The organism is Clostridia bacterium, assembly GCA_017410375.1.
Lineage (GTDB): Bacteria > Bacillota > Clostridia > RGIG6154 > RGIG6154 > RGIG6154.
Window position 1 is genome coordinate 115,917 of record JAFQQW010000016.1, and the last position, 20,251, is coordinate 136,167.

Annotated in this window: 15 protein-coding genes, 1 tRNA gene and 1 riboswitch; of the genes, 2 read left to right on the forward strand and 14 right to left on the reverse strand. The window is 40.2% G+C overall.

The genetic code is table 11. The annotated features are described in order from the left end of the window. Positions 1 to 18 precede the first annotated feature (18 nt). A complete protein-coding gene (locus IJE10_02540) occupies positions 19 to 4,908 on the reverse strand; it encodes a copper amine oxidase N-terminal domain-containing protein (protein ID MBQ2966985.1) in 4,890 nt (1,629 codons plus the stop codon). 172 nt (positions 4,909 to 5,080) lie between these two features. Here IJE10_02540 and IJE10_02545 point away from each other — a divergent pair, with 172 nt between their 5' ends. Next, positions 5,081 to 7,444: a DUF4982 domain-containing protein gene (locus IJE10_02545; protein ID MBQ2966986.1), complete on the forward strand. Its 2,364-nt coding sequence runs from the start codon at positions 5,081 to 5,083 to the stop codon at positions 7,442 to 7,444. Positions 7,445 to 7,504: 60 nt separating this feature from the next. Then, complete coding sequence (locus IJE10_02550) at positions 7,505 to 8,266, forward strand: helix-turn-helix transcriptional regulator (protein ID MBQ2966987.1); 762 nt, start codon at positions 7,505 to 7,507, stop codon at positions 8,264 to 8,266. 262 nt (positions 8,267 to 8,528) lie between these two features. On the opposite strand, the gene IJE10_02555 is transcribed toward IJE10_02550, so the two are convergent. The 13 genes from IJE10_02555 to IJE10_02615 form a co-directional block, all read right to left on the reverse strand. Next, positions 8,529 to 8,605: transfer RNA gene (locus IJE10_02555), tRNA-Arg, on the reverse strand. 17 nt (positions 8,606 to 8,622) lie between these two features. Beyond that, complete coding sequence (locus tag IJE10_02560) at positions 8,623 to 9,195, reverse strand: ECF transporter S component (GenBank protein MBQ2966988.1); 573 nt, start codon at positions 9,193 to 9,195, stop codon at positions 8,623 to 8,625. Positions 9,196 to 9,275: 80 nt separating this feature from the next. Then, positions 9,276 to 9,392: riboswitch (FMN riboswitch) on the reverse strand. Positions 9,393 to 9,421: 29 nt separating this feature from the next. Beyond that, entirely contained in the window at positions 9,422 to 9,895 is a 474-nt protein-coding gene (locus IJE10_02565) for a DUF4330 domain-containing protein (protein MBQ2966989.1), read from the reverse strand. Next, positions 9,885 to 10,373: a DUF4330 domain-containing protein gene (locus tag IJE10_02570; protein MBQ2966990.1), complete on the reverse strand. Its 489-nt coding sequence runs from the start codon at positions 10,371 to 10,373 to the stop codon at positions 9,885 to 9,887. Before IJE10_02570 ends, IJE10_02565 begins: the two co-directional genes overlap by 11 nt. A 1-nt stretch (position 10,374) precedes the next feature. Continuing rightward, positions 10,375 to 11,490 (reverse strand): glycosyltransferase family 4 protein, encoded by a 1,116-nt coding sequence (locus IJE10_02575; protein MBQ2966991.1) that lies wholly within the window; start codon positions 11,488 to 11,490, stop codon positions 10,375 to 10,377. Beyond that, on the reverse strand, positions 11,483 to 12,964 hold the full coding sequence (locus tag IJE10_02580; protein ID MBQ2966992.1) for an O-antigen ligase family protein: 1,482 nt from the start codon (positions 12,962 to 12,964) through the stop codon (positions 11,483 to 11,485). The genes IJE10_02575 and IJE10_02580 overlap by 8 nt, the downstream gene beginning before the upstream one ends. A gap of 367 nt (positions 12,965 to 13,331) precedes the next feature. Then, the gene (gene murJ / locus IJE10_02585) at positions 13,332 to 14,879 is read right to left on the reverse strand and encodes a murein biosynthesis integral membrane protein MurJ (protein MBQ2966993.1); all 1,548 of its coding nucleotides are present in this window, start codon (positions 14,877 to 14,879) and stop codon (positions 13,332 to 13,334) included. A gap of 3 nt (positions 14,880 to 14,882) precedes the next feature. Then, a complete protein-coding gene (locus tag IJE10_02590) occupies positions 14,883 to 15,143 on the reverse strand; it encodes an IreB family regulatory phosphoprotein (protein ID MBQ2966994.1) in 261 nt (86 codons plus the stop codon). Between the two features lie 25 nt (positions 15,144 to 15,168). Next, a complete protein-coding gene (locus IJE10_02595) occupies positions 15,169 to 17,541 on the reverse strand; it encodes a phenylalanine--tRNA ligase subunit beta (GenBank protein ID MBQ2966995.1) in 2,373 nt (790 codons plus the stop codon). Positions 17,542 to 17,553: 12 nt separating this feature from the next. Next, positions 17,554 to 18,573, reverse strand: a complete 1,020-nt coding sequence (gene pheS / locus IJE10_02600; GenBank protein ID MBQ2966996.1) for a phenylalanine--tRNA ligase subunit alpha — start codon at positions 18,571 to 18,573, stop codon at positions 17,554 to 17,556. A gap of 77 nt (positions 18,574 to 18,650) precedes the next feature. Next, entirely contained in the window at positions 18,651 to 19,085 is a 435-nt protein-coding gene (locus IJE10_02605; GenBank protein ID MBQ2966997.1) for a TIGR04086 family membrane protein, read from the reverse strand. A 66-nt stretch (positions 19,086 to 19,151) separates the two neighbouring features. Next, positions 19,152 to 19,475, reverse strand: a complete 324-nt coding sequence (gene yajC, locus IJE10_02610; protein MBQ2966998.1) for a preprotein translocase subunit YajC — start codon at positions 19,473 to 19,475, stop codon at positions 19,152 to 19,154. Between the two features lie 88 nt (positions 19,476 to 19,563). Beyond that, positions 19,564 to 20,184 carry a YdcF family protein gene (locus tag IJE10_02615; protein ID MBQ2966999.1) on the reverse strand — a complete coding sequence of 207 codons (621 nt, stop codon included), beginning with the start codon at positions 20,182 to 20,184 and terminating at the stop codon, positions 19,564 to 19,566. Between the last annotated feature and the right edge of the window lie 67 nt (positions 20,185 to 20,251).

Genomic DNA, 20,251 nt, shown 5'->3' on the forward strand with positions numbered 1-20,251 from the left:
TTCTCCCTCTTATAACAATTATTTTGCAGGACTTATAGTCATTTCTACTTTTGACCCGTCAATAAGTACTTTGCCATTAAACTCTGCTAAAGGTAACACGATGGTTGTGTTTACGCCATCAGGTCGTTCTTCGTTGTTGATAATGGTATAATCGCCTTCAAGTGTCTTATTTTCTTTATCTGTAACCTTAACGTGTGCCAAAAAGCCTTGTAAGGTTCCTGCTTTAACCTCAAACGGGAATTGACTCAAAGGCACAACTACACGGAATCCCTGCGCATTCGAGCCTGTTCCGATAGATTTAACCGTAAAAGGTTCGAAGTCTTTCGGTGTATTAACGGTTGCGTTCTGTTCACCATCAAAAGGTTTGGTTGAAATCTCAATTTTTGCCAAGCTATACGATTCCGGGGCATCTGGCAAAGCAAAAGTTATAGGCATTGCACAAGCATCTGCACGAACATCGTTACCTGAAATTGTTCCGGTGAACGGAACATCTTCCCCACCGTTTTTAGATTTCAACACACCTCTTACATATAAGCCTTTCAACTGATTTTCAGCAGGTGAAAAGCCCAATGCTTTGTAGCCAACAACAACACGAAGTGCCGCACCTTTTGAACCGCCTATGCCATTTACTTTGTATTCGCCATCTTTAAATGTAACGGACTCGGATTCGTTTGTTTTACCGCTATCATCAAATGCTTTTTCCGATGCAGGCAATTCGTCGGTAAAGGGTTTGGCCGAAAGTTCAAAATTGCTCATTTTAAACTCATCAATGCTTGCACTTCCCATCTGAGCCGGTTGTTGCAAAAGAATAACAACTCTTTCGGTTGTCCCTTCATTACCCAAAACAAAAACATTAAAGTTAAATGCTTCTCCTGTTGTTCTGTGCGTCAAAGTGCCGCGTGCATATAAACCGCCTAAAAGATTTGGCTCTATTGGAAGGTCAATTTTTTCGCCCTTCACAACCACACGCAATTTGCCTGCACCCGAGCCTATGCCTTCAATCGAAATTTTCTGCGTATAAGTTTCAGGAATTTTTGAAGAAATCTGTGGAACATTGGAGTTGTCCTGCTCATAAACCGGTTTGCCGATGGTCTCTTTAATATTTTCAGTTGTAGGACCATTTGATAAAGGAGCTAACACGCCGCTTCCGTATTCTTCTGTACTACCGTCTGTTTTTGTTGCGATAAGCTTGTAGTTAAATTCTGCGGAAGAAGAATTTACTTTTACCAATGCTTCAAAAGGATATTTGTCATCGGTAACCGTTTTCTTTTCACCATTTGCTTCATATTCCACCGTAATAGATTTGATATCTTTATCTGTTACATATACATAAGCGTGATATTTTTCGGGATTAAACTGAATGACATAACCTTTACCGTTCTTATGCGTAGATTCCGTTTTTTCTGCTGTGGGATTATAAAGAATTTTGTCCAATGCATAAGACGGTTTTTTCGCAATATCGGTTTTAATAATCGCAGTTACAATGCCTTTTGCGGGAATGTTAACGGCAAATACACCGTTTGCGACTGTTACTTCAGTTGTATTTCCTGCCGCATCATAAATGGTAGCAACACCATTTAGGCCTGCAAATTCATTACCTAATGTGATGTTGGTATTTACATTCTGTGCAGACTCGTTGACCATTGCCACACCCAATACACCGTCTTTTTTCGCGGTCACATAATTAACGTTTATGTCAGAAGATTTTACGATGTCGCGGACATTACATAACCACATACCCTCTTCATTATACATTTTTCCGGGTTTCGCTCCATACTGATTTGATACGAAGTAGGAATAGCCGTCATACCAGATTTCAGGGAATGAAACTTTACCATTCGAACGCGACATAACTTCCTGAATCTGGAAATCTTCTACAATCGCCTGGAAGGGAGCTACATGTGTGTAATAAATAATGTTGTATTCAGGTCCTTCATAAGGATATTCAGGCTTCATATAGTTTGTATAATATCTTTCGATATAATAACCGGGATAATTGGTAAATCTGCCCAAAATTGCATTTCTGCCCTGGGTTTCAAAGAAGTTATCCCCTGTCCAGTCAGACATCTTATACATAAAAGGTGCCCAGGTGTTCATTAAAATAAAGTTACTGTGCCCTGCAGTGAATGTATGCTCTGTTGTAAGACCTGCTGTTGCAAAGGTCCAGCCGGGTGCATCATCCTCATCTACAACCGAGGTCATACCCATTGCAGGTTTCCATGTGCCGTATTCGTTTTCCAAACGCCACTGGAAATCACCATGCCACCACCAGTTTGCCTTATCGGCATTAATAACGTGCACATCAGCTGCAGATTGCGGATCAACATGGTACATATTATCTGCGTATCCGTTCTGATATCCCATAGAGGAAAGGGCAGTCATTAACCCCTGTGTAAAGGTTTGTGCCGCATCTAAATATTTTTTTTCGCCCGTTACCTGATACGCATACATCAGAGGCGGAATGTAACTGTTGTAATCGGTCAATACAAACGCATCTGTGTTGGTGCCCTTTTTATATTTTTCATCGCTAAGCTTTGCAACAATTCCATCTGCATCGGTTTTAATTTGCTTAAGATATGCCGCATCCCCTGTCATATTGTAAAAACCAATCTGTGCTGTGATGCCTGCTTGTGACGCACCTTTAGTGCCTTTGTTGATTGCGGTTTGCAACGCATACGGCATTCTTCCCTGACTCATTTCATAGAGTGATGTCCACATTGCACTGCCACCAATGTTAGGTGTAGTGGTCAGCTCGTTGGAGCCTAAAACGGATGTATCTTTCAAATCATAGTTGAAATGGTTATGCTTTCTGCTGAGCATAAATGCGATTGATGGAGCCACGCGTTCATCTAAAAGCACTTCATCTTCTGTTAATAAATAACGCTGAACCAACTGAAGCGCATTACATTGAGCTACCTGATGGTCATATTCGGCATAGTAAAAACCCATACCGTTTTCGTCCCACGCACCGTATTTATCGTCCATAATTAAATCGTCAATGTTATAAACCGCATCGTTTAAAGTGCCGTAATAATTGGTACGGATGTCTTTTACATTATACATATCTTCCGATACGTGCTTAAAGGTGTCATACCAACCGTTTGTACCTGCTAAAACGCGATATGCAAAAGAATAGGTGTCCCCTGCTTTAAAGTTTGCACCGGGTGTACCCATAAGCGGTGCAGTAATTTGTGGGCGCACATTATTTTCTTTGTCACGAAGCAAATAACCGTAACGAGCTGTTTCCCAGTATGCCACATCCTGATGGGTTGAGGAAGGATCTACCGCAATACCTTTCACAACTTCGCCTGCTGTTTCATTTACGGCAAAGGCAACCATAGGTGTAAATAAGAAAGGTTCGGAAATGACATTTGTTGTGGTGGGACCCCCTTCTCTTGTGTGCATAAACGGCACAACAGAGCGGGTTATCTCGCTTTCGTCAAGAGCATTGCCCGAGAAAAGCAAGAAAGAATATGCACCATCATTGGCAAAAGATGCATCTAATTTGAATTTAGGTTCTTTTGCCAGATTATCCATAGTAACGGTTACGGTAAGGGTAACACCCGCCTTTACAGGGAAGAACAATTTTGCTTCGTTATCCGAAAGTTTTTGTACCGCATCAGGCAAAAACCAATAGCCTGTTCCGCTTTCAAAGAAGTTTTCGGTGGTATAGCGGTTTTCTGAGCCGTTATATATAATGGTCTGTGCAAAATTTTCACCTGCGTAGTGCTGACCTACCATTTCACCCGGCACTCTGGGTATTGCTTTTTCTGTTTTATCGGTGGTCATCATTAAATAGCCAAATTCTTCGGATTTGTCTTTTACTTTAACCCATTGACCATCTTTTTTAACAAAAATTTCGTTTTGAACCAAATTACCTTTGTTTCCAACGCCCTCAATAAAGTTTACTTTGAACATATCATTTTCAAGGGTAATGGTTTGTGTTTCATTCATAGGCTGTGTTGCCCAATATGGAAACTGATTGTCAGTCAACAAAGAAGCAAGAGAATCCCTTACCGAATAGGTTTTGCTTAAAGCTTCTATATCATCGGCAGGGGTTTCATCTAGTTTATCGGTGACAAAAATCGCCTTACATCTTGCATAATAGCCTGAAGTATCATGCACAGAAATGGTGTGTTTGCCTGCAACAAAGTCATACACGCCAACTTCCTGCCAGAAAAATCCGTCTTTTCCGTGGGTGCCCATCTTTTCAGGTGCAATAACACCATCTACGCCTACATTGTAATAGCGCGCGCCCGGGCGGTTGGTTGCAAAATCACGAGCCAAAGTCCAAACTTTGTACGTGCCACTGTTTTTTACATAAAAATCAATGGTAGCAGGATCTCCACCCGGCACACTACCTTCAGAGCCATCAGGCGAACCATGTGTTCCGAATAATTCTTCTTCTTTATTTGTAATCCAAGAACCCAAATTTGTAAAATCGAGTGCAGAAATATAGTACGCATCTGCAGGTGCATTATCTATGTCCGTAGTAATGTTTACAGTCTGTGTATCTCCGTCCCATTCCACATTTGCGCCATATGCCTCTGAAATAAATCGGAGCGGAACCAATGTTCTTCCGTCTAAAAGTACAGGCGGCTGGTCAAGGGCTGTTACCTTGCCATCAACAAATGCTTTGGGATTGTCAATGGAAACAGAGACTCTGATACCGCCTCTTACACCGCTTGCGGTTTCAGTATCTCCGTTCCATGTTACTGTAGCTCCAAGGGTTTCAAAAATTTTACGCATAGGCACCATAGTTCTGTCATTTAACAAAACAGGCTCTACGTCAAATTCCAACTTTTCGCCGTTTACATACACACTGATTGGTTGCTCTGCCGAAACAGGCATTACAAACATTGAAACCAAAAGTGCTATGCAAAGCATGACTGAAATAATTTTTTTCATAACTTTCCCTCTTTTCGTTTTCTTTATATTAATATTGTAGCATAAAACGTTTTTGCTTTAAATGACATATTATGTCGTTTTACTTGTCTATTCTGCTGTTTAACCCCAAATACTGGACAAATCAGACATAATATAGTATAATAATTTCATTCTTAAACAGGGAGTGTATGTTATGGAAAAGTTTTGCATTTCGAAAGATTGGTTGTTAAAAACAGAGCGTGACAGCGACTATAAAAAAGTGGATTTACCCAACGATTATGTGATAACCGCAGGCAGAAGTGAACACGCGGCAGGAGGCGGTTCGGACGGATTTTTCAACAGTGGCGTGGCAAATTACATAAAATATCTGAAAGATTTAGAAGCGGGCAAACACTACATTTTAGATATTGACGGTGCATATATGGTTTCGGAAGTAACTTTTAACGATGATTTGCTTTCCATTCATCCGCACGGTTACACACCTTATCTTGTAGACCTTACTGACTATATAGTGCCTGATGTGACCAACAAAATTAAAATTTTCACCAACCCGATGCAACCCTCCACCCGTTGGTATGCGGGCGGTGGTATTTATCGTGATGTGTTTTTGTGGACAGGCGGTAAAGTACGCGTTGAGCCGTGGGATACCTTTATTACCACACCCGAAGCGGATGAAAAGCAGGCGGTTGTACAGATTAAATACGAAATTTCGTCTGATGTTGCAGGTGCCGCATCGGTAAAATCAGTGATTTGCGATGCAGACGGCAATGCGGTGGGCGAAAACGCAGTAAATATTCAGGTGGAACAAGAAAATAAAGCGGTTTTGAATGTGGAAATCCGTGTAGACAACCCTAATCTCTGGAATTTAGATACACCCTATTTATACACCTTAAAAACTGAAATTTCTTATAAAAACGAAGTGACCGATACGGCAGAAACGAAGTTTGGTATTCGCACATTAGTTTGCAATTCAAAAGACGGCTTGCTGATTAACGGTAAATTCACCAAATTGCGTGGCGGTTGTATACATCACGACCACGGTGCTTTAGGTGCCGTAGCACTTCCGAAAGCGGAAGAGAGAAAAATTAAAAAATTAAAAGAAGCGGGATTCAATGCAATCCGTACCGCCCATTATCCGCCTTCTCTTGCTCTGTTAGAGGTATGTGACCGCGAAGGTATTCTGGTTATGGACGAAGCCTTTGATATGTGGAATTGTCAGAAAAAGGCAAACGACTATCATTTGTTTTTTAGAGACTGGTATGCAAGAGATATCAAGTCCATGGTATGCCGTGACAGAAACCATCCGTCGGTTATCAGCTATTCCATCGGTAACGAAATTGTTGAACGTGATTGCAGTTCGGACGGTGCAAAATGGGCAAATATCCTGTCTGAAGAAATCAGAAAATATGACACCACCCGTTACGTAACTTCGGGCATTTGCTACGTATACGACAGAATAGACCCCTCCGATCCCGAAGATTATGTGGAAGGGTTTGTACGCCAACGTCATCCGGCAATTGAAAAAGGAAAACCGGGTGTACAATTTGACACAATCACCGAAAAATTTATGGAGCCTTTGGACATTGTCGGTTACAATTATTTATTTTCGCACTATGAAAAGGACAGCAAAAAATATGAAAACCGTGTAATCTGGGGATCTGAAACCCACACCCTTGATTTTTATGCGGATTGGCAACTGACCAAATCCATGAATAATGTATTGGGCAATTTCACCTGGACAGCAATAGACAATCTGGGAGAAGCAGGTACAGGCAGGTCTGCATGGGAACGCGATGAACACATTAAAGGCATCAATGTGGCAAATTATCCGTGGCGTTCCTGCTTCCAGGGTGACCTCGATTTGTGTGCATTCCGTATGCCACGGTCGTATTACAGAGAAGCGATATGGCTATCAGGCAAACCCATTAAGATTTTTACCACCCATCCCGAACACTATGGTGAGGGTTTCAGCGGAACCTATTGGCATTGGTTTGATGTGTATCCCACCTGGACCTTTGATGAAATTTATATCGGAAAACCCGTAAAATGTGAAGTGTATACCGAAGCAGATTGCATAGAATGGATTTTAAACGGTAATTCTCTTGGTATGACCGTGCCCGAAAAGGCCATTGCAACCATAGATATTCCTTATGAAAAAGGAACCCTTATTGCCATTGCATACAAGGGTACTAAAGAGATAAGCCGTGATACGCTTGTTACAACAGGCGCACCTGCGCACATTCATGTAATGGCAGAACAGGCAGAATTTTGGGCGGATAATCGTGACCTTGCATACTTTGATATTCAGCTTACCGACAATCAGGGCAATCCCATTGCAACAGGAGATAATGAACTTACTTGCGTTGTGGAAAATGGTGAGTTGTTGGCATTTTTCAGCGGTGACCCTCAAAACGAAGATCTCTATGGTTCAAACAAATGCCATGCTTTTATGGGAAAAGCACTCGCCGTTGTTCGTACAAACAACACAGGACCTGTAGTTGTTACAGTTTACGGAGAAGACTTAGCTTCAGGAAACACAAAAATTATCGCAAAATAAATTAACACTTTACAAAATAATGCCTGATGTGTTATAGTAAAATACGAAAGGTGGCTTCTTATGAAAGTTATAGATAGTGGTATTCAAATTTTCAAAGATAAAAATTTTATAATAAACCGACCGAATAGTCCGTACTATGCTTTGCAGTTATTCTGGTCGCCTATTTCCATCAGAATAGACGGAAAAGATATTGTGTTGCCACCGCACACGCTTTTGCTTGTGGATAAAGACGCGCCGCAGTATTTTTACGCAACAGACGACGCTATGATAAACGACTATGTTGTTTTTTCCGCTGAAAAATCAGAACTTGAAGGTCTTATGTTAAACAAGCCGCTTTCCCTTGCAAGACCTGAGCAATATCACAATATCATTCGTTCTATTGATATAGAGCATCGCAGTGCAAATGCCCGACGAGAAGAAACGGTAACTTTTATGTTGCAGGGATTATTATCAAAATGCAAAGATTTATTTGATTATTACGATTCAGATGCCCCTACTTTAAAAACGCGCGATGCTTTTGTGCAACTTCGGGCAGACATAATAAATTTTCCGTATTGGGAATGGAAAATACCCGAAATGGCAAAACGATGCAACTTAAGTGCTTCGCGTTTTCAGCGGGCATATAAAAAACTTTTTTCCGTCTCGCCTATGGCAGATGTGGTAAACGCACGTATTTTAACAGCAAAAATTAAACTTTCAAGCAACCAAACCATTAAAGAAATCGCGGCACAATGCGGATACAAAAGCGATCTGCATTTTATGAAGCAATTCAAAAAAATCACCGGCAAAACGCCTTCCGAATACCGAAAAAACGGAGGATAAATCTTCCTCCACTTACTCAAAACTTTGACGAATACCACCATAAATTTAACGATTACCATATAAATTTCACGAATACCCCATAAGTTTCACGATTACTGCAAAGATTTCACGATTTGAATATAAAAAAATAACCGCTACCCGGAATTTTGCTCTCGGATAGCGGTGTTTTTTGTATGTGAAAATATAACGAAAAACCCGGGAATGGCTTAAATAAAGGCAAAAATAAAAGGACAACAATTCTATCAAAATTGTTGTCCTTATGTGGCGCACCCAAAGGGATTTGAACCCCCGGCACACGGTTTAGGAAACCGTTGCTCTATCCTGCTGAGCTATGGGTGCATATGAAGGCAACCTTTTTAACGGTTGTCTTCGGGGAATAATTTGTATTTTGAAAGCAAGTCGTATACTATAATAGATATAGTGGGAATCAAAACACCTTTTAAAAGATTAAACGGCAAAAAACCGTAAAGCAACATGTTGTTTTTTACAGAAGAATCCGCAATACCGTACAGCGGGAGGGTGATATAAAAATTAAATATCGCCATTGCAATTGCACAACAGATAGCCGAAGCGGATATAGCCAAAAAACGATGTCCGATTGACTTATTTTTCCGCATTGCAATCCATAAAGGCAAAACCATGCACATGCCGGAAAGAAAATTGCCAACCTCACCGGAAAGTGCCGGCTCCTTTGTAATCGCAATATGTAATATGTTTTTAAGCAGTTCAACCAAAGTGCCTGCAATCGGTCCTAAGCCAAGGGTTGCAATCAATGCCGGCACATCACTGAAATCGATCTTTAAAAAAGGCGTTGCAGGAACTAAAAAGCCTGCCGGAATTTCCATATAATAAAGCGCAAATGCAAGTGCGGTAAGCATTCCGACATACACCATGCTCCGTACATGTTTTGAATCTTTTTTTGTGTTCATCTGTCAATCATCCTTTCATGTAAATAGCCTTAAGATATACTATCTCAAGGCTACTTTTAAACAAAAGAATAATCAAAAACATCCTATTTCTTTCATCCAGACTATACTGTCGGCTTTGGAATCTCACCAAATCAGCTTATCTTAAGCTCGTGGGCTATACCACCGGTGGGGACTTACACCCCGCCCTGAAATATTGTAATTATTATAGCATATTACCTGCGCATTGTCAATCCTTAATTGAATAAATCTCTCCGTAAAAAATATTTCCATTCCCACGGTATGCGTTAGATGCACCGATGGACAGACATTGATTTCCGTTTACATAGTAACCGTCCTGCTGCTGGATTCCTTCCACTTCAACTGTAACGTAAACATCATATCTGTTAGCAACTTCCGTTTCAACGGTTTTACCATCAGTCAGCAACTGGTTTGTTTTTGCAGGGGTAATTTCTTTTTTTATAATTAGACCAAACCTTGCATCTGTATCGTTTACAAAAATCTCCGTTCCTGCTTCCGGAACTGCTTCTGCAGTAAAATCACGCATTGAAGAAAGTTTTATAACAACCTCTGCTTTGCTGAATTGCCCGTTGTTGGAAACCACATCCGTACCGGTCATTTTAACACACACAACAAACGCAGCACAGAGAACAAAAACAATAATGAATGCATCCAAAATGTTAAACTTAAGTTTATTTTTCATTACCATTTCCCTCCATTCCATCAATTCTCCAGACCGTACTGCTTAAAGCAAAATTCTGACCCTTGATATAACATCCTTTGCCAAGATACAACTCGTAATTGTTAACAGAAAGAACACCGTTTTCATAAGATGCATCAGGTGTCGAAACAGTAAGTATAACGCTGTATCGATTATCTACCTTCTGTTTGTAATAGCCGCCATTTTGTGTGTCGGGATACATATCTTCATGCACCTGCTTATCCACACGCACAATTTTACCCAGTTCAATCTTTTTTGCACTGTCGTAAACCATATCGCCAACATTGATTTCGTCCGCAACATGCTCTTCGACCCCCAATACACAAAAATCGAATGTGGTTTCATGCTCCTGACCGGTTGTACGGATAATGTTCTGGGAATTCAGATAGAAAAATCCGCCTGCAATTACCGCTATGACAACCAAAACAATAGCGAAATCGACAAAAGTAAATTTTTTCATGTTATTTCCTCCTTACAGTTTCTTTGTAAACCGCTTCAATACGAGATGTCATGACACCTGCCGTGTATTCGTTTTCATATAATTGTTTTGCACCCGTTTTTAAAGCTTCATACAACTCTCTGTTTTCCAAAACAAGACACATACATTCTGCAAGCTGTTCAGAATTTTTACTTTCAAACAGAAGACCATTCACACCCGGACGGACAAGCTCGGGATTACCACCGTAATCAGAGGCGATAATCGGTGTTCCGACGCTCATGCCTTCCAGAAGCGAAAGACTTGTCGCTTCTGTACCGTACGACGCATTTACGTTTACATCAATCACGTTCATGATAGAAGTCACATCCTGAATATGTCCGAGATACATCACTTTTTCCTGCAACTGAAGCTGTATAATTTTTTTCCTGACATGCTCAACATAATTACCTGTTCCGCAGATAAAGAAACGTGCATGCGGATTTTTTTTCAAAACAATATCGGCAGCCTCCAGAAAAAAATCATGACCCTTTATATCTTCAACCCGAGCAACCATGGCAAAAACAAAATTATCGTTGTCCAAGTTGTAAAACTGCTTTGCTTTTGTCAATTCCTCTGCGTTATATTGCTTAATCGGGTCAACACCGTTGGGAATCACCGTGATTTTCTTCTTAGATACACCTGCTTCAGTCAGATTATCTGATGCAGCTTTGGCAACCGCAATAATTCTTGTTGCAGTCAGGTTGTTAATCAATCCGTTTTTCCATTTTCCAAACCCTTTTGTAAGCTTTGCAGGATTCGGAAAAACAGAATGTCTTGTGTAAATTACAGGGATTTTCAAGGCTTTTGCCGCAAGACGCGCTGAAAAGCTTGCATGAGAATGCACCAGGTCAGGCTTTTCACGATTTAAAATTTCTTTAACGGATGCAGTGCCCTCTTTACTGAAGGAGGTGTCCGCTATACCGTCTGCTTCGATATATTCAGTTCCCGTCTGTTCCACATACGGTATCAATGCACTGTTTCTCGGCAAAATTACTTTTACATCAAACTGCGAACGGTCATAATTACGAAGAAATGTTAAAATGCATCTTCCTGCACCACCAATATTCGAATCCGAAGAAACGTTGATGACTTTAATCATGTTTTTCCACCTCCGAATCTGCAGATACAACACTCAAAGCAACTGAAATTCCAACGATTATAAAGAAGAATAAAAAGACTCTGTAATTATACCAGACATTATCAAAAACGCCCTGAATTAAAAACCCTAAAATCGCTGACAGTAAAATTGCGGCAAAGGTACTGCAAAACATGTCATTCTTATTTGCGACCACAAACAACTTTTTAATAACAAGTACAATCAGACAAATAAAAGTTAAAATGCCGATAAGACCTGTTTCAGAAAGAATCAGAAGATACAGATTGTGCGGATGCGGCGCCGCAATTGCACCGTAAGAATAAATCGGATAAATATGATTAAATGCATCAGAACCAACACCGACTCCCGTTATCCAGAAATCCTTGAGCATGTGCACCGTGCCTTCCCAGATATACATGCGGTAAGAGGTGGAGGTGTCTGCAAGATTTCCAATGCTTAAAATTCTGTTTATAATGCTTTCGGGTAAGAAAAACAAAGAAACAAATCCCACACAAATTGCCGCAATAAACCAACCTCTGCGCTTCATAAAAAAGAAAAGCATCAAGGCCACAGCTACACCAATCCAGCATCCGCGCGAATAGGTTAAAAACATACACAAAACATTCATTGCGAGCGAAACAAAATAAAACAACTTTGCACTTACTCTTTCTGAATGCAAAATAACGCCCACATGAACAAGAATCATAATAATTAAATACTCACCGTAAACATTGGGATTTTCAAAGAAAGAAACAATTCTGCCGGCAATATCATCGAACATGTCCGCGTCCTGCCAAACGGTAAGTTGTTCGGGATTCATGTACTGATATATGCCTAAAACAGCGCAAGGAACCGAAGCTACGCAAAGAAGGCGGAACAGGGCCCAGAGCCGTTTACGGTCCGAAAGAAGATTGAGAATAAGATAATAAACCAGCATAAACGCAAGGTATACCAATACACATTTTGCACTGGAAAGCTTTGCATAAGAATTGATAACACCCCAGATATAAACCGCACCAAACAAGAGCATGAAAAGATTGACAGAGGAATAGCGGAATTTAAATTCTTTATCGGCAAGAAGGGTTTTTGATATAAAAACCGCAACCAAAAGTAAAACACCTGCAACCATAATCATAGTTTTTGAAAAAGGTAAAAGAACAATAAAAGCAATCAGCGAAATTTCGGTGTACTTATACAAAAATGCAATAGCCAAAACACCGGCAATTGCAAGTGCAACCGGAATAGTGTCCGTAAGCATTGCAAAAACACCTGCAACAACGCCCAAAATCAAAGGCTTTTTCAAAGATGTTTCTATTCTTTTCCCGGTTACGGGGATTTTTGACAATCCAAAAAAGAAGGAATGGCCTAAAAGCTCCGAAAAACTTTCTTTAACCGCAACTAAAACAACACCGCTGAAGAGAAAAATAGCAGTCGGTAGATACATAATCCAGGAATTTTTAAATATAAAGTTTGCCAAAAGACTCCCTACTCCCAGCAAAAGCATGAAAACACCATAATTCCGCAGACTATAGTACTTGCAATTCTCCCAGAATGTGTTCAGAAGCAGGCAGATTTTGCTATTTGTAACAGACTGAGATAAAGGGAACAGTATTTTACAGCAAAAACCGCGTATTGAACGGGAGACCTTTCCGTATCGTGCAGAAAAAGCCTTGTCTGTCTGCTCATTCTTTGCAAAGAAACGAACAAGAAAACTGTTTTTATAGGATTTATCAAACCATTCTTTTACAAAGCGGAAAACTGAGCAAAAGAAAGAAGTTTCGCTCTTTTTCTTTATCCAATTCCACAACCGAATCCATAAAGATACAAAAAATGACAATATACAGCTATGCATCATTTTCTCCTTTCTTTTTGAACATCATCGTTTTTAACACTTTCAGTTCTTCACAACGGAAAAGTAACAAAAGCAAAACATATAATATAATCGCAAACAGACAAATTGTACCAACTGCAAAAAGCAACACAATCCGTCCGGCTTGCGCAGGTACCAAAAGTTTGCATATAATCTTTGCAACACCTGCACTGACAACGGCAGAAATGAATCCTTTCAAAAATGAAACCAGCACCTGTTTTACAGGAAGAAACTGATTCGCTTTTGTCATGCGTATAAACAAGGTTACACCGCTAAAAATTGCCGATATGGCAGAAGCCGTCGCAAGACCTGCAACACCGACACTTTTAAAAAGTGCCAAGCTAACCAGAACATTAATTGCAATGGCCAAAAATGCCGTTTGCATAGGTATCTTCGAAATCTGCATGGAATAAAAGCTTTTATTTAAGACCTCCTGCCATGCAAAGCCGAGCATTCCAATACTGTAACACAACAACGCCGCAGCTGTAAGTTCCACTGAACGTTCATCAAACGCACCACTTTGATAAATGATGCGAACGATGGGCTCAGCAAAAACAATAAACAAGAACATAATTGGCAAAATAAACAATGTGGTTGCCTTTAATGAATTGCCGATAACCTGTCCTGCCTGTTCTTTTTCACCGGACACAAACAGTCTGGAAAGTTCGGGCAAAATCATGTTGGTAATCGCAACGGTAAAAACGCTTGCAATAATCAGATACAGTTTATTGGCATAGTTGATAACCGATGCGCCACCCTCCAGGTAGGATGCCAGATGTGTATTAAAAAGCACATTTAAAGGCTGCACCCAAGAGCTTAAAAGAATAGGAATTGCAAGTTTATAAACCTTAATCATTCCCGGGTCTTTAAAATTAAGTCTAAAACCAAATTTAAACTTAAATCGAATTAAATACGGAATCAGCAAAACCAACTGCATAAGCCAACCAATCAGCATGGAAACCGCAAGACCTGTTATTCCGTATTTGTCTTTAAACAGCAATAAATATAAAATTGAAATACCGTTTGATACAATACTCATGGCTGCCGGTGCATTAAACTGCCCCAAAGACTGCAACACCCCTGCATACGTATAAGCGACTGCTGTAAAAATCATAGACGGAAACATAATTTTTAAAAGCTTTGATGCAAGTAAAGATGTTTCAGCATCAAATCCGCTCGCCATAACGCCAATCAATGTTCCGGAAAAGATTACGCCTAAAACAGATATCACCACAGATATAACTGTGATGACACCTACAAAATTATTTGCAAAGCCGTTTGCGTGCTCAAATCCGTCTTTTTCATAAAATTCATTGAACACAGGCACAAATGCAGAGACAATTGCTGCACCCAAAATCAAATCAAAGAAATTCAGAGGAATCTGCGTGGCAGTCATGAACGCATTTGCTAAATTTTCCGTTCCGTAACTGCCCGCAATCATCATTTCGCGAACTTGTCCTAAAAGCTTTGAAAAAAATATGATAAAAAATATGTTGCCGACTGTGCGTACCGAGTTCTTCATAAATTATTCCTGAGAATACGAAAGATATTCTTTGATAATCTCTTCTAAAAGCTCGTCCCGCTCTAACCTTGTAATAATACCTCTGGCATTATTGTAGCTTGTAATATAAGAGGGGTCGCCAGAAAGAATATACCCTACAATCTGACTAATCGGATTATAGCCTTTTTCCTTCAAAGACTGGTATACGTTGTCCATAATCTCTCTTGCCTGCTTTTTAGAATCCATACCAAGCGTAAATTTTACGGTTTCGAACTTGTTATCCATACGAACCATCCTCTCTTTAAAAATCTTATAATCGCAATTCTGCTCCGTGCTCTGCATTGAGCTTATCTACGATTTTGTTAAATGCTTTATTTACATCCTCATCAACCAGTGTACGGTCGGATGCACGGAATGTAATGGAGAAAGCAACACTCTTCATATCATCAGGAATCTGTTTACCCTTATAAATATCAAAAAGCTGTACATCCTCCAGAATTTTTCCGCCATACTTTTTAATGGTTTCCTGCATATGGCCAACAGGAATATCGTCTCGGCAAAGAACAGCCAGGTCACGGGTAACTGCCGGGAATTTCGGCAGTTTCTTATAGGTTACGTTGTTATTCTGATTTGCAACAAGTGCATCAAAGTCCAGGATTGCAACATATGCCTTGGTTTCAATTTCATAGTTATCTGCAACAGTCGGATGAATTTCGCCCAGTATACCGATTTCATTACCGTTTGCATAAATGAAAGCACATCTTCCGGGATGGAAGGACGGATTATCGGTACAAGGTTCATAGGATACTTTTTCAATGAACAGAGCATCCAAGAGTGCATCCACATCCCCTTTTACAGAATAGAAATCACAATCACCATATGCGCCAAGCACAACCTTTTTCGGTTCACGCGGTAACTTTTCACCACTCTTTAAGAACACTTTACCAACCTCAAACAAACGAACAACGGCGTTACGCTTGCTGTAGTTCAAACCTAAAGATGTAAGCATGGAAGGCAAAATAGTTGTACGCATAATACTGGTATCTTCGCCTAAAGGATTGCTGATTTTCACAGCATCTCTCAGCACATCACCTTCAGGCAGACAGATTTTGTCATATTCGGAGGGTGACATAAAGGTATAGGTCAGTGCTTCATAGTAACCGCTTTCGGAGAGCACCTTCTTGATTTTTGCATCTGTTTTTTCGCTTTTGGTTTTCGCAAAAGGAATTACTGTACCGCACATTACGGTTGCAGGTAATTTATCATAGCCGTAAAATCTGCCGATTTCTTCTGCTACGTCAGCCATTCTCTTGATTTCGTCACGGAAAGACGGAACAAGTAAAGTATCCCCATCAAACTCAAATTCTAATTTTTCCAAAATATCAATCATGTATTCTTTTGAAACATCAAGTCCCAAGAATGCATTCATTTTTTCGGGTTCAAAGGGTAATCTTCTCTTTTCGCCGGATGTGAAGTTTACATCAATCATACCTTCGACAACATCACCTGCGCCAAGCGCTTTCACAAGCTCACAAGCGCGCTGTACAGACAAGGGCGCCATTTCAGGGTCTAACCCCTTATCAAAACGGGAAGAAGACTCGGTACGAAGTCCAAGTGTCTTTGAGGTTTTACGGATAGAGCTGTAATTAAAGTTTGCACCTTCAAACAAAATGTCCACGGTATCTTCTTTAATTTCAGAATTTTCACCGCCCATAACACCTGCCACCGCAACAGCCTTTTTGCCGTCGCAAATGGTAAGCATTTCGCTTGTAAGAATGCGTTCCTGCCCGTCAAGTGTCATAAACTTGTCCCCGTCTTTTGCGCGTTTAACAACAATTTTGTTATCTTCCAAGAAACGCATATCAAACGCATGCATCGGCTGACCGTATTCAAGCATTACATAGTTTGTGATATCTACAATGTTGTTGATAGGTCTTACACCACATGCACGCAGACGGTTTCTAAGCCATGCAGGAGACGGTTTAATTTTTACATTTTTAACAATTTTTGCGCAATATCTGGGGCAAAGTTCAGGTTCGTCCACCACAACTTCAAACATTTTTCCGGTTTCCCCCGCATCTTTTTCCATAGGTACTACCGGCTTTTTAAACGGTTTTCTTAATGTAACCGCAGTTTCTCTGCCTAAACCGATGGCATTCATGCAGTCAGGACGGTTAGAGGTGATTTCAAATTCTAAAATATCGTCATTCAAGCCCAAAACATCACATATATCCACACCAATGGGTGTACCCTCTTCCAGAATCAAAATGCCGTCTTCAATTGCATTGGGATAATCATGTACGGTAATATTGAGTTCCGCAACAGAACAAAACATACCAAAAGAATCTACACCTCTTAATTTAGTGGTTTTGATTTTAATGCCGCCGGGAAGCTTTGCACCGTCTAAAGCAACCGGCACAATAGCGCCTTCAAATACATTGGTTGCCGCGGTTACAATCTGAACGGTCTCGGAACCGATATCCACCTGGCAAACAACCATTTTATCCGCATTTTCATGCTTTTCAACCTTCACGATACGGCCTGTTTTTACATTCAGAACATCCTCACCGTGATTTTCAATTCCCTCAACCATAGAGCCGGACATGGTCATTGCATCTGCCAGCTCTTTTGCAGAGATATCAATATCTACATAGTCTTTCAACCAACTGATTGGTAATTTCATTTGTTACGCCTCCTAAAACTGTTTCAAGAATTTGACATCATTTTCGTAGAATAAACGGATATCGTCGATATCGTATTTGCGCATTGCAACGCGCTCTAAGCCGATACCGAATGCAAAACCGCTGTATTCATCCGGGTCAATGCCACAAACTTCCAAAACCTTAGGATGCACCATACCTGCACCCAAAATTTCAATCCATCCTTCGCCTTTGCAGACTCTGCAACCCTTTCCGCCGCATACAAAGCAGGATACGTCAACCTCTGCGCTTGGTTCAGTAAACGGGAAATGGTGCGGACGGAAACGGGTTTTGGTTTCAGGACCGTACAAAAGACGGCAAAATTCTTCCAAAGTACCTTTAAGATCCGCCATGGTAATCCCCTTGTCCACCACAAGGCCTTCCATCTGGTGGAAAACCGGTGAATGGGTCGCATCCGCCGTATCGGAACGGTAAACCATGCCGGGCGCAACAATACGAATCGGCGGTTTTTTATTTTCCATAACACGGATTTGTACCGGTGAAGTCTGGGTACGAAGCACCACATCTTCATCAATGTAGAAAGTATCCTGCGTGTCACGTGCAGGATGGCCTTTCGGGATGTTTAATGCTTCAAAGTTATAATGGTCAAGCTCCACATCAGGACCTTCTGCAACAGAAAATCCCATAGACATAAATATTTCGCTTAATTCTTCTTTTATTTGTGCCAAAGGATGTCTGCCGCCTCTTAACGCTTTTTTACCGGGAATGGTTACGTCAAGTGCTTCTTCCTTTAACTGTTTTGCAAGCTCTAAAGCTGCAACATTTTTATTTTTTTCTTCCAGAAGTCCTTCGATTTCATTCCGAACCACATTTGCCAGCTGACCCATAACAGGTCTTTCTTCCGCTGACAAACCACCCATCATTCTGAGCACCTGGGTTAATTCACCTTTTTTGCCCAAATATTTTAATCGGATTTCTTCAAGTTGTTCTTTTGATTCGGCAACATTTAATTCCTGAACAGCCGAATTTTTAATTTGTTCTAAACGGTCTCTCACCAAAGTCCGCCTCCTTCTGTATAATCTATTAAAGTATATCACAAAAGTGGCGCTTTTTCAAGATTTTTTTATTATTTTTACGGATTTCTTTTTCTTTTTTTCTTACGTTTTATGTTAATTCCCAAAATTCCGCCGATTGCACCCGAAAGAACACACAAAAAAACAGATAAAAACGTTGATAAAAGGCTTGAATCATACATTTTACTCAAAATGCTGATTGCAAGAAGTAAAAGCGCATACAACAATCCTGTAACAGCACCAAACATATATCCATTATTTTTGCGCATCAGCCCGCTGCAAATGCCACCCGAAAAAGCCGAGAGCAAAAGTATAATCTTCGCTGTAACAGGAATATATTTTTGAGAAATGCCGAAAAACTGAAACACAGCAGCACCGATAAGCAAAAAAACAATTGCAAATAAGGCACTGCAAACCACACTTTTAACAAGGTGTGATGTTTTAAAATTTTCCTGTTCTCCTTTTCCGTTTTTCAGTATTTTAACCGACGGCATAAAAAAACACCTCCAAATATAGTTGTTACACTATATTCAAAGGTGCTTGTCCGTTATGCGCAAATCTTATTCAGCATCATCCTGTGCATCTTCTTCATCTGCATCCGAAGCTTTAACCACAGTTCTTACAGCGCTCTTTTCGATTTTCACTTTGTTATCGCCGCCAAGGTTGATTACTACAACATCATCCTTAACAGATACGATTCTGCCGTAAAAACCACCGATTGTAACAATGCGGTCGCCTTTTTTTAATGCTTCCATCATGTTTTTCGCTTCTTTTTCACGTTTCTTCTGAGGTCTGATCAAAAGAAAATAGAAAACAGCGATGATAACCACAAAGTACAAAATCATACCGCCGCTACCGCCGAGCAAACCATTTATCGTTGCCATACCATTACCTCCTGTTCAGTTTAAATTTTAATAAAGTTATTATACCCCATTTTCCAAAATAATGCAAGTGTTTTTTTAAAGAGTGTTTTCAATCTAAAATCCACATTTTTAAAACAGCCAGACTTTCACGCAAAAAGCAGGGTGCAAGATTATACCACTTCAACCCCGCATGGACATGTGTGGGGTTTAAAAAACCGTTTTTCTGTGCATACGAAACACCTCTGTAAATGTGGAAATGGTTGGTTATTATCGCCACCTTGTACTGTGTGCCTAAATGTTTGTCCAGTAATTTTTTTGAATACAGCATATTCTCATTTGTAGAGGTTGCTTTTTCTTCTTTCAAAATTTTATTCGCAGGCACGCCACATTCCAAAAGATATTTTTCCATGGCATACGCTTCGGTTACGGCTTCACCTGTACCTTGTCCACCTGTTACAACCAACAGTGCATCGGGATTATTTTCTAAATATAAAACCGCTGTATCAAGGCGTTGCTTTAAAGCGGAGGAAACTTTTTCACCATGAATACCTGCCCCCAAAATAATAGCAGCATCTTCTTTGTAATCCACAGTATCGGTTAAACCGTAAAAGGTGATGCCTGCAACCAAAAGTGCTTCTGCAACCAAGCCCGTTACAATCATCCATTTTAAATATTTTAAAATACCGCTTTGGGTTTTAGTCCTTATTTTTCTGTAAAAAATGCCCCACAATAATAAAAACAACCCAAAAGAATTGTTAACAGAACACCCAAATCACTACCGATACATATTGCGTACA

Bases quoted from the DNA above. Each gene is read 5' to 3' on its own strand.
- IJE10_02540 (MBQ2966985.1), bottom strand. From the start codon at position 4,908: ATGAAAAAAATTATTTCAGTCATGCTTTGCATAGCACTTTTGGTTTCA.
- IJE10_02545 (MBQ2966986.1), top strand. From the start codon at position 5,081: ATGGAAAAGTTTTGCATTTCGAAAGATTGGTTGTTAAAAACAGAGCGT.
- IJE10_02550 (MBQ2966987.1), top strand. From the start codon at position 7,505: ATGAAAGTTATAGATAGTGGTATTCAAATTTTCAAAGATAAAAATTTT.
- IJE10_02560 (MBQ2966988.1), bottom strand. From the start codon at position 9,195: ATGAACACAAAAAAAGATTCAAAACATGTACGGAGCATGGTGTATGTC.
- IJE10_02565 (MBQ2966989.1), bottom strand. From the start codon at position 9,895: ATGAAAAATAAACTTAAGTTTAACATTTTGGATGCATTCATTATTGTT.
- IJE10_02570 (MBQ2966990.1), bottom strand. From the start codon at position 10,373: ATGAAAAAATTTACTTTTGTCGATTTCGCTATTGTTTTGGTTGTCATA.
- IJE10_02575 (MBQ2966991.1), bottom strand. From the start codon at position 11,490: ATGATTAAAGTCATCAACGTTTCTTCGGATTCGAATATTGGTGGTGCA.
- murJ (MBQ2966993.1), bottom strand. From the start codon at position 14,879: ATGAAGAACTCGGTACGCACAGTCGGCAACATATTTTTTATCATATTT.
- IJE10_02590 (MBQ2966994.1), bottom strand. From the start codon at position 15,143: ATGGATAACAAGTTCGAAACCGTAAAATTTACGCTTGGTATGGATTCT.
- IJE10_02595 (MBQ2966995.1), bottom strand. From the start codon at position 17,541: ATGAAATTACCAATCAGTTGGTTGAAAGACTATGTAGATATTGATATC.
- IJE10_02605 (MBQ2966997.1), bottom strand. From the start codon at position 19,085: ATGCCGTCGGTTAAAATACTGAAAAACGGAAAAGGAGAACAGGAAAAT.
- yajC (MBQ2966998.1), bottom strand. From the start codon at position 19,475: ATGGCAACGATAAATGGTTTGCTCGGCGGTAGCGGCGGTATGATTTTG.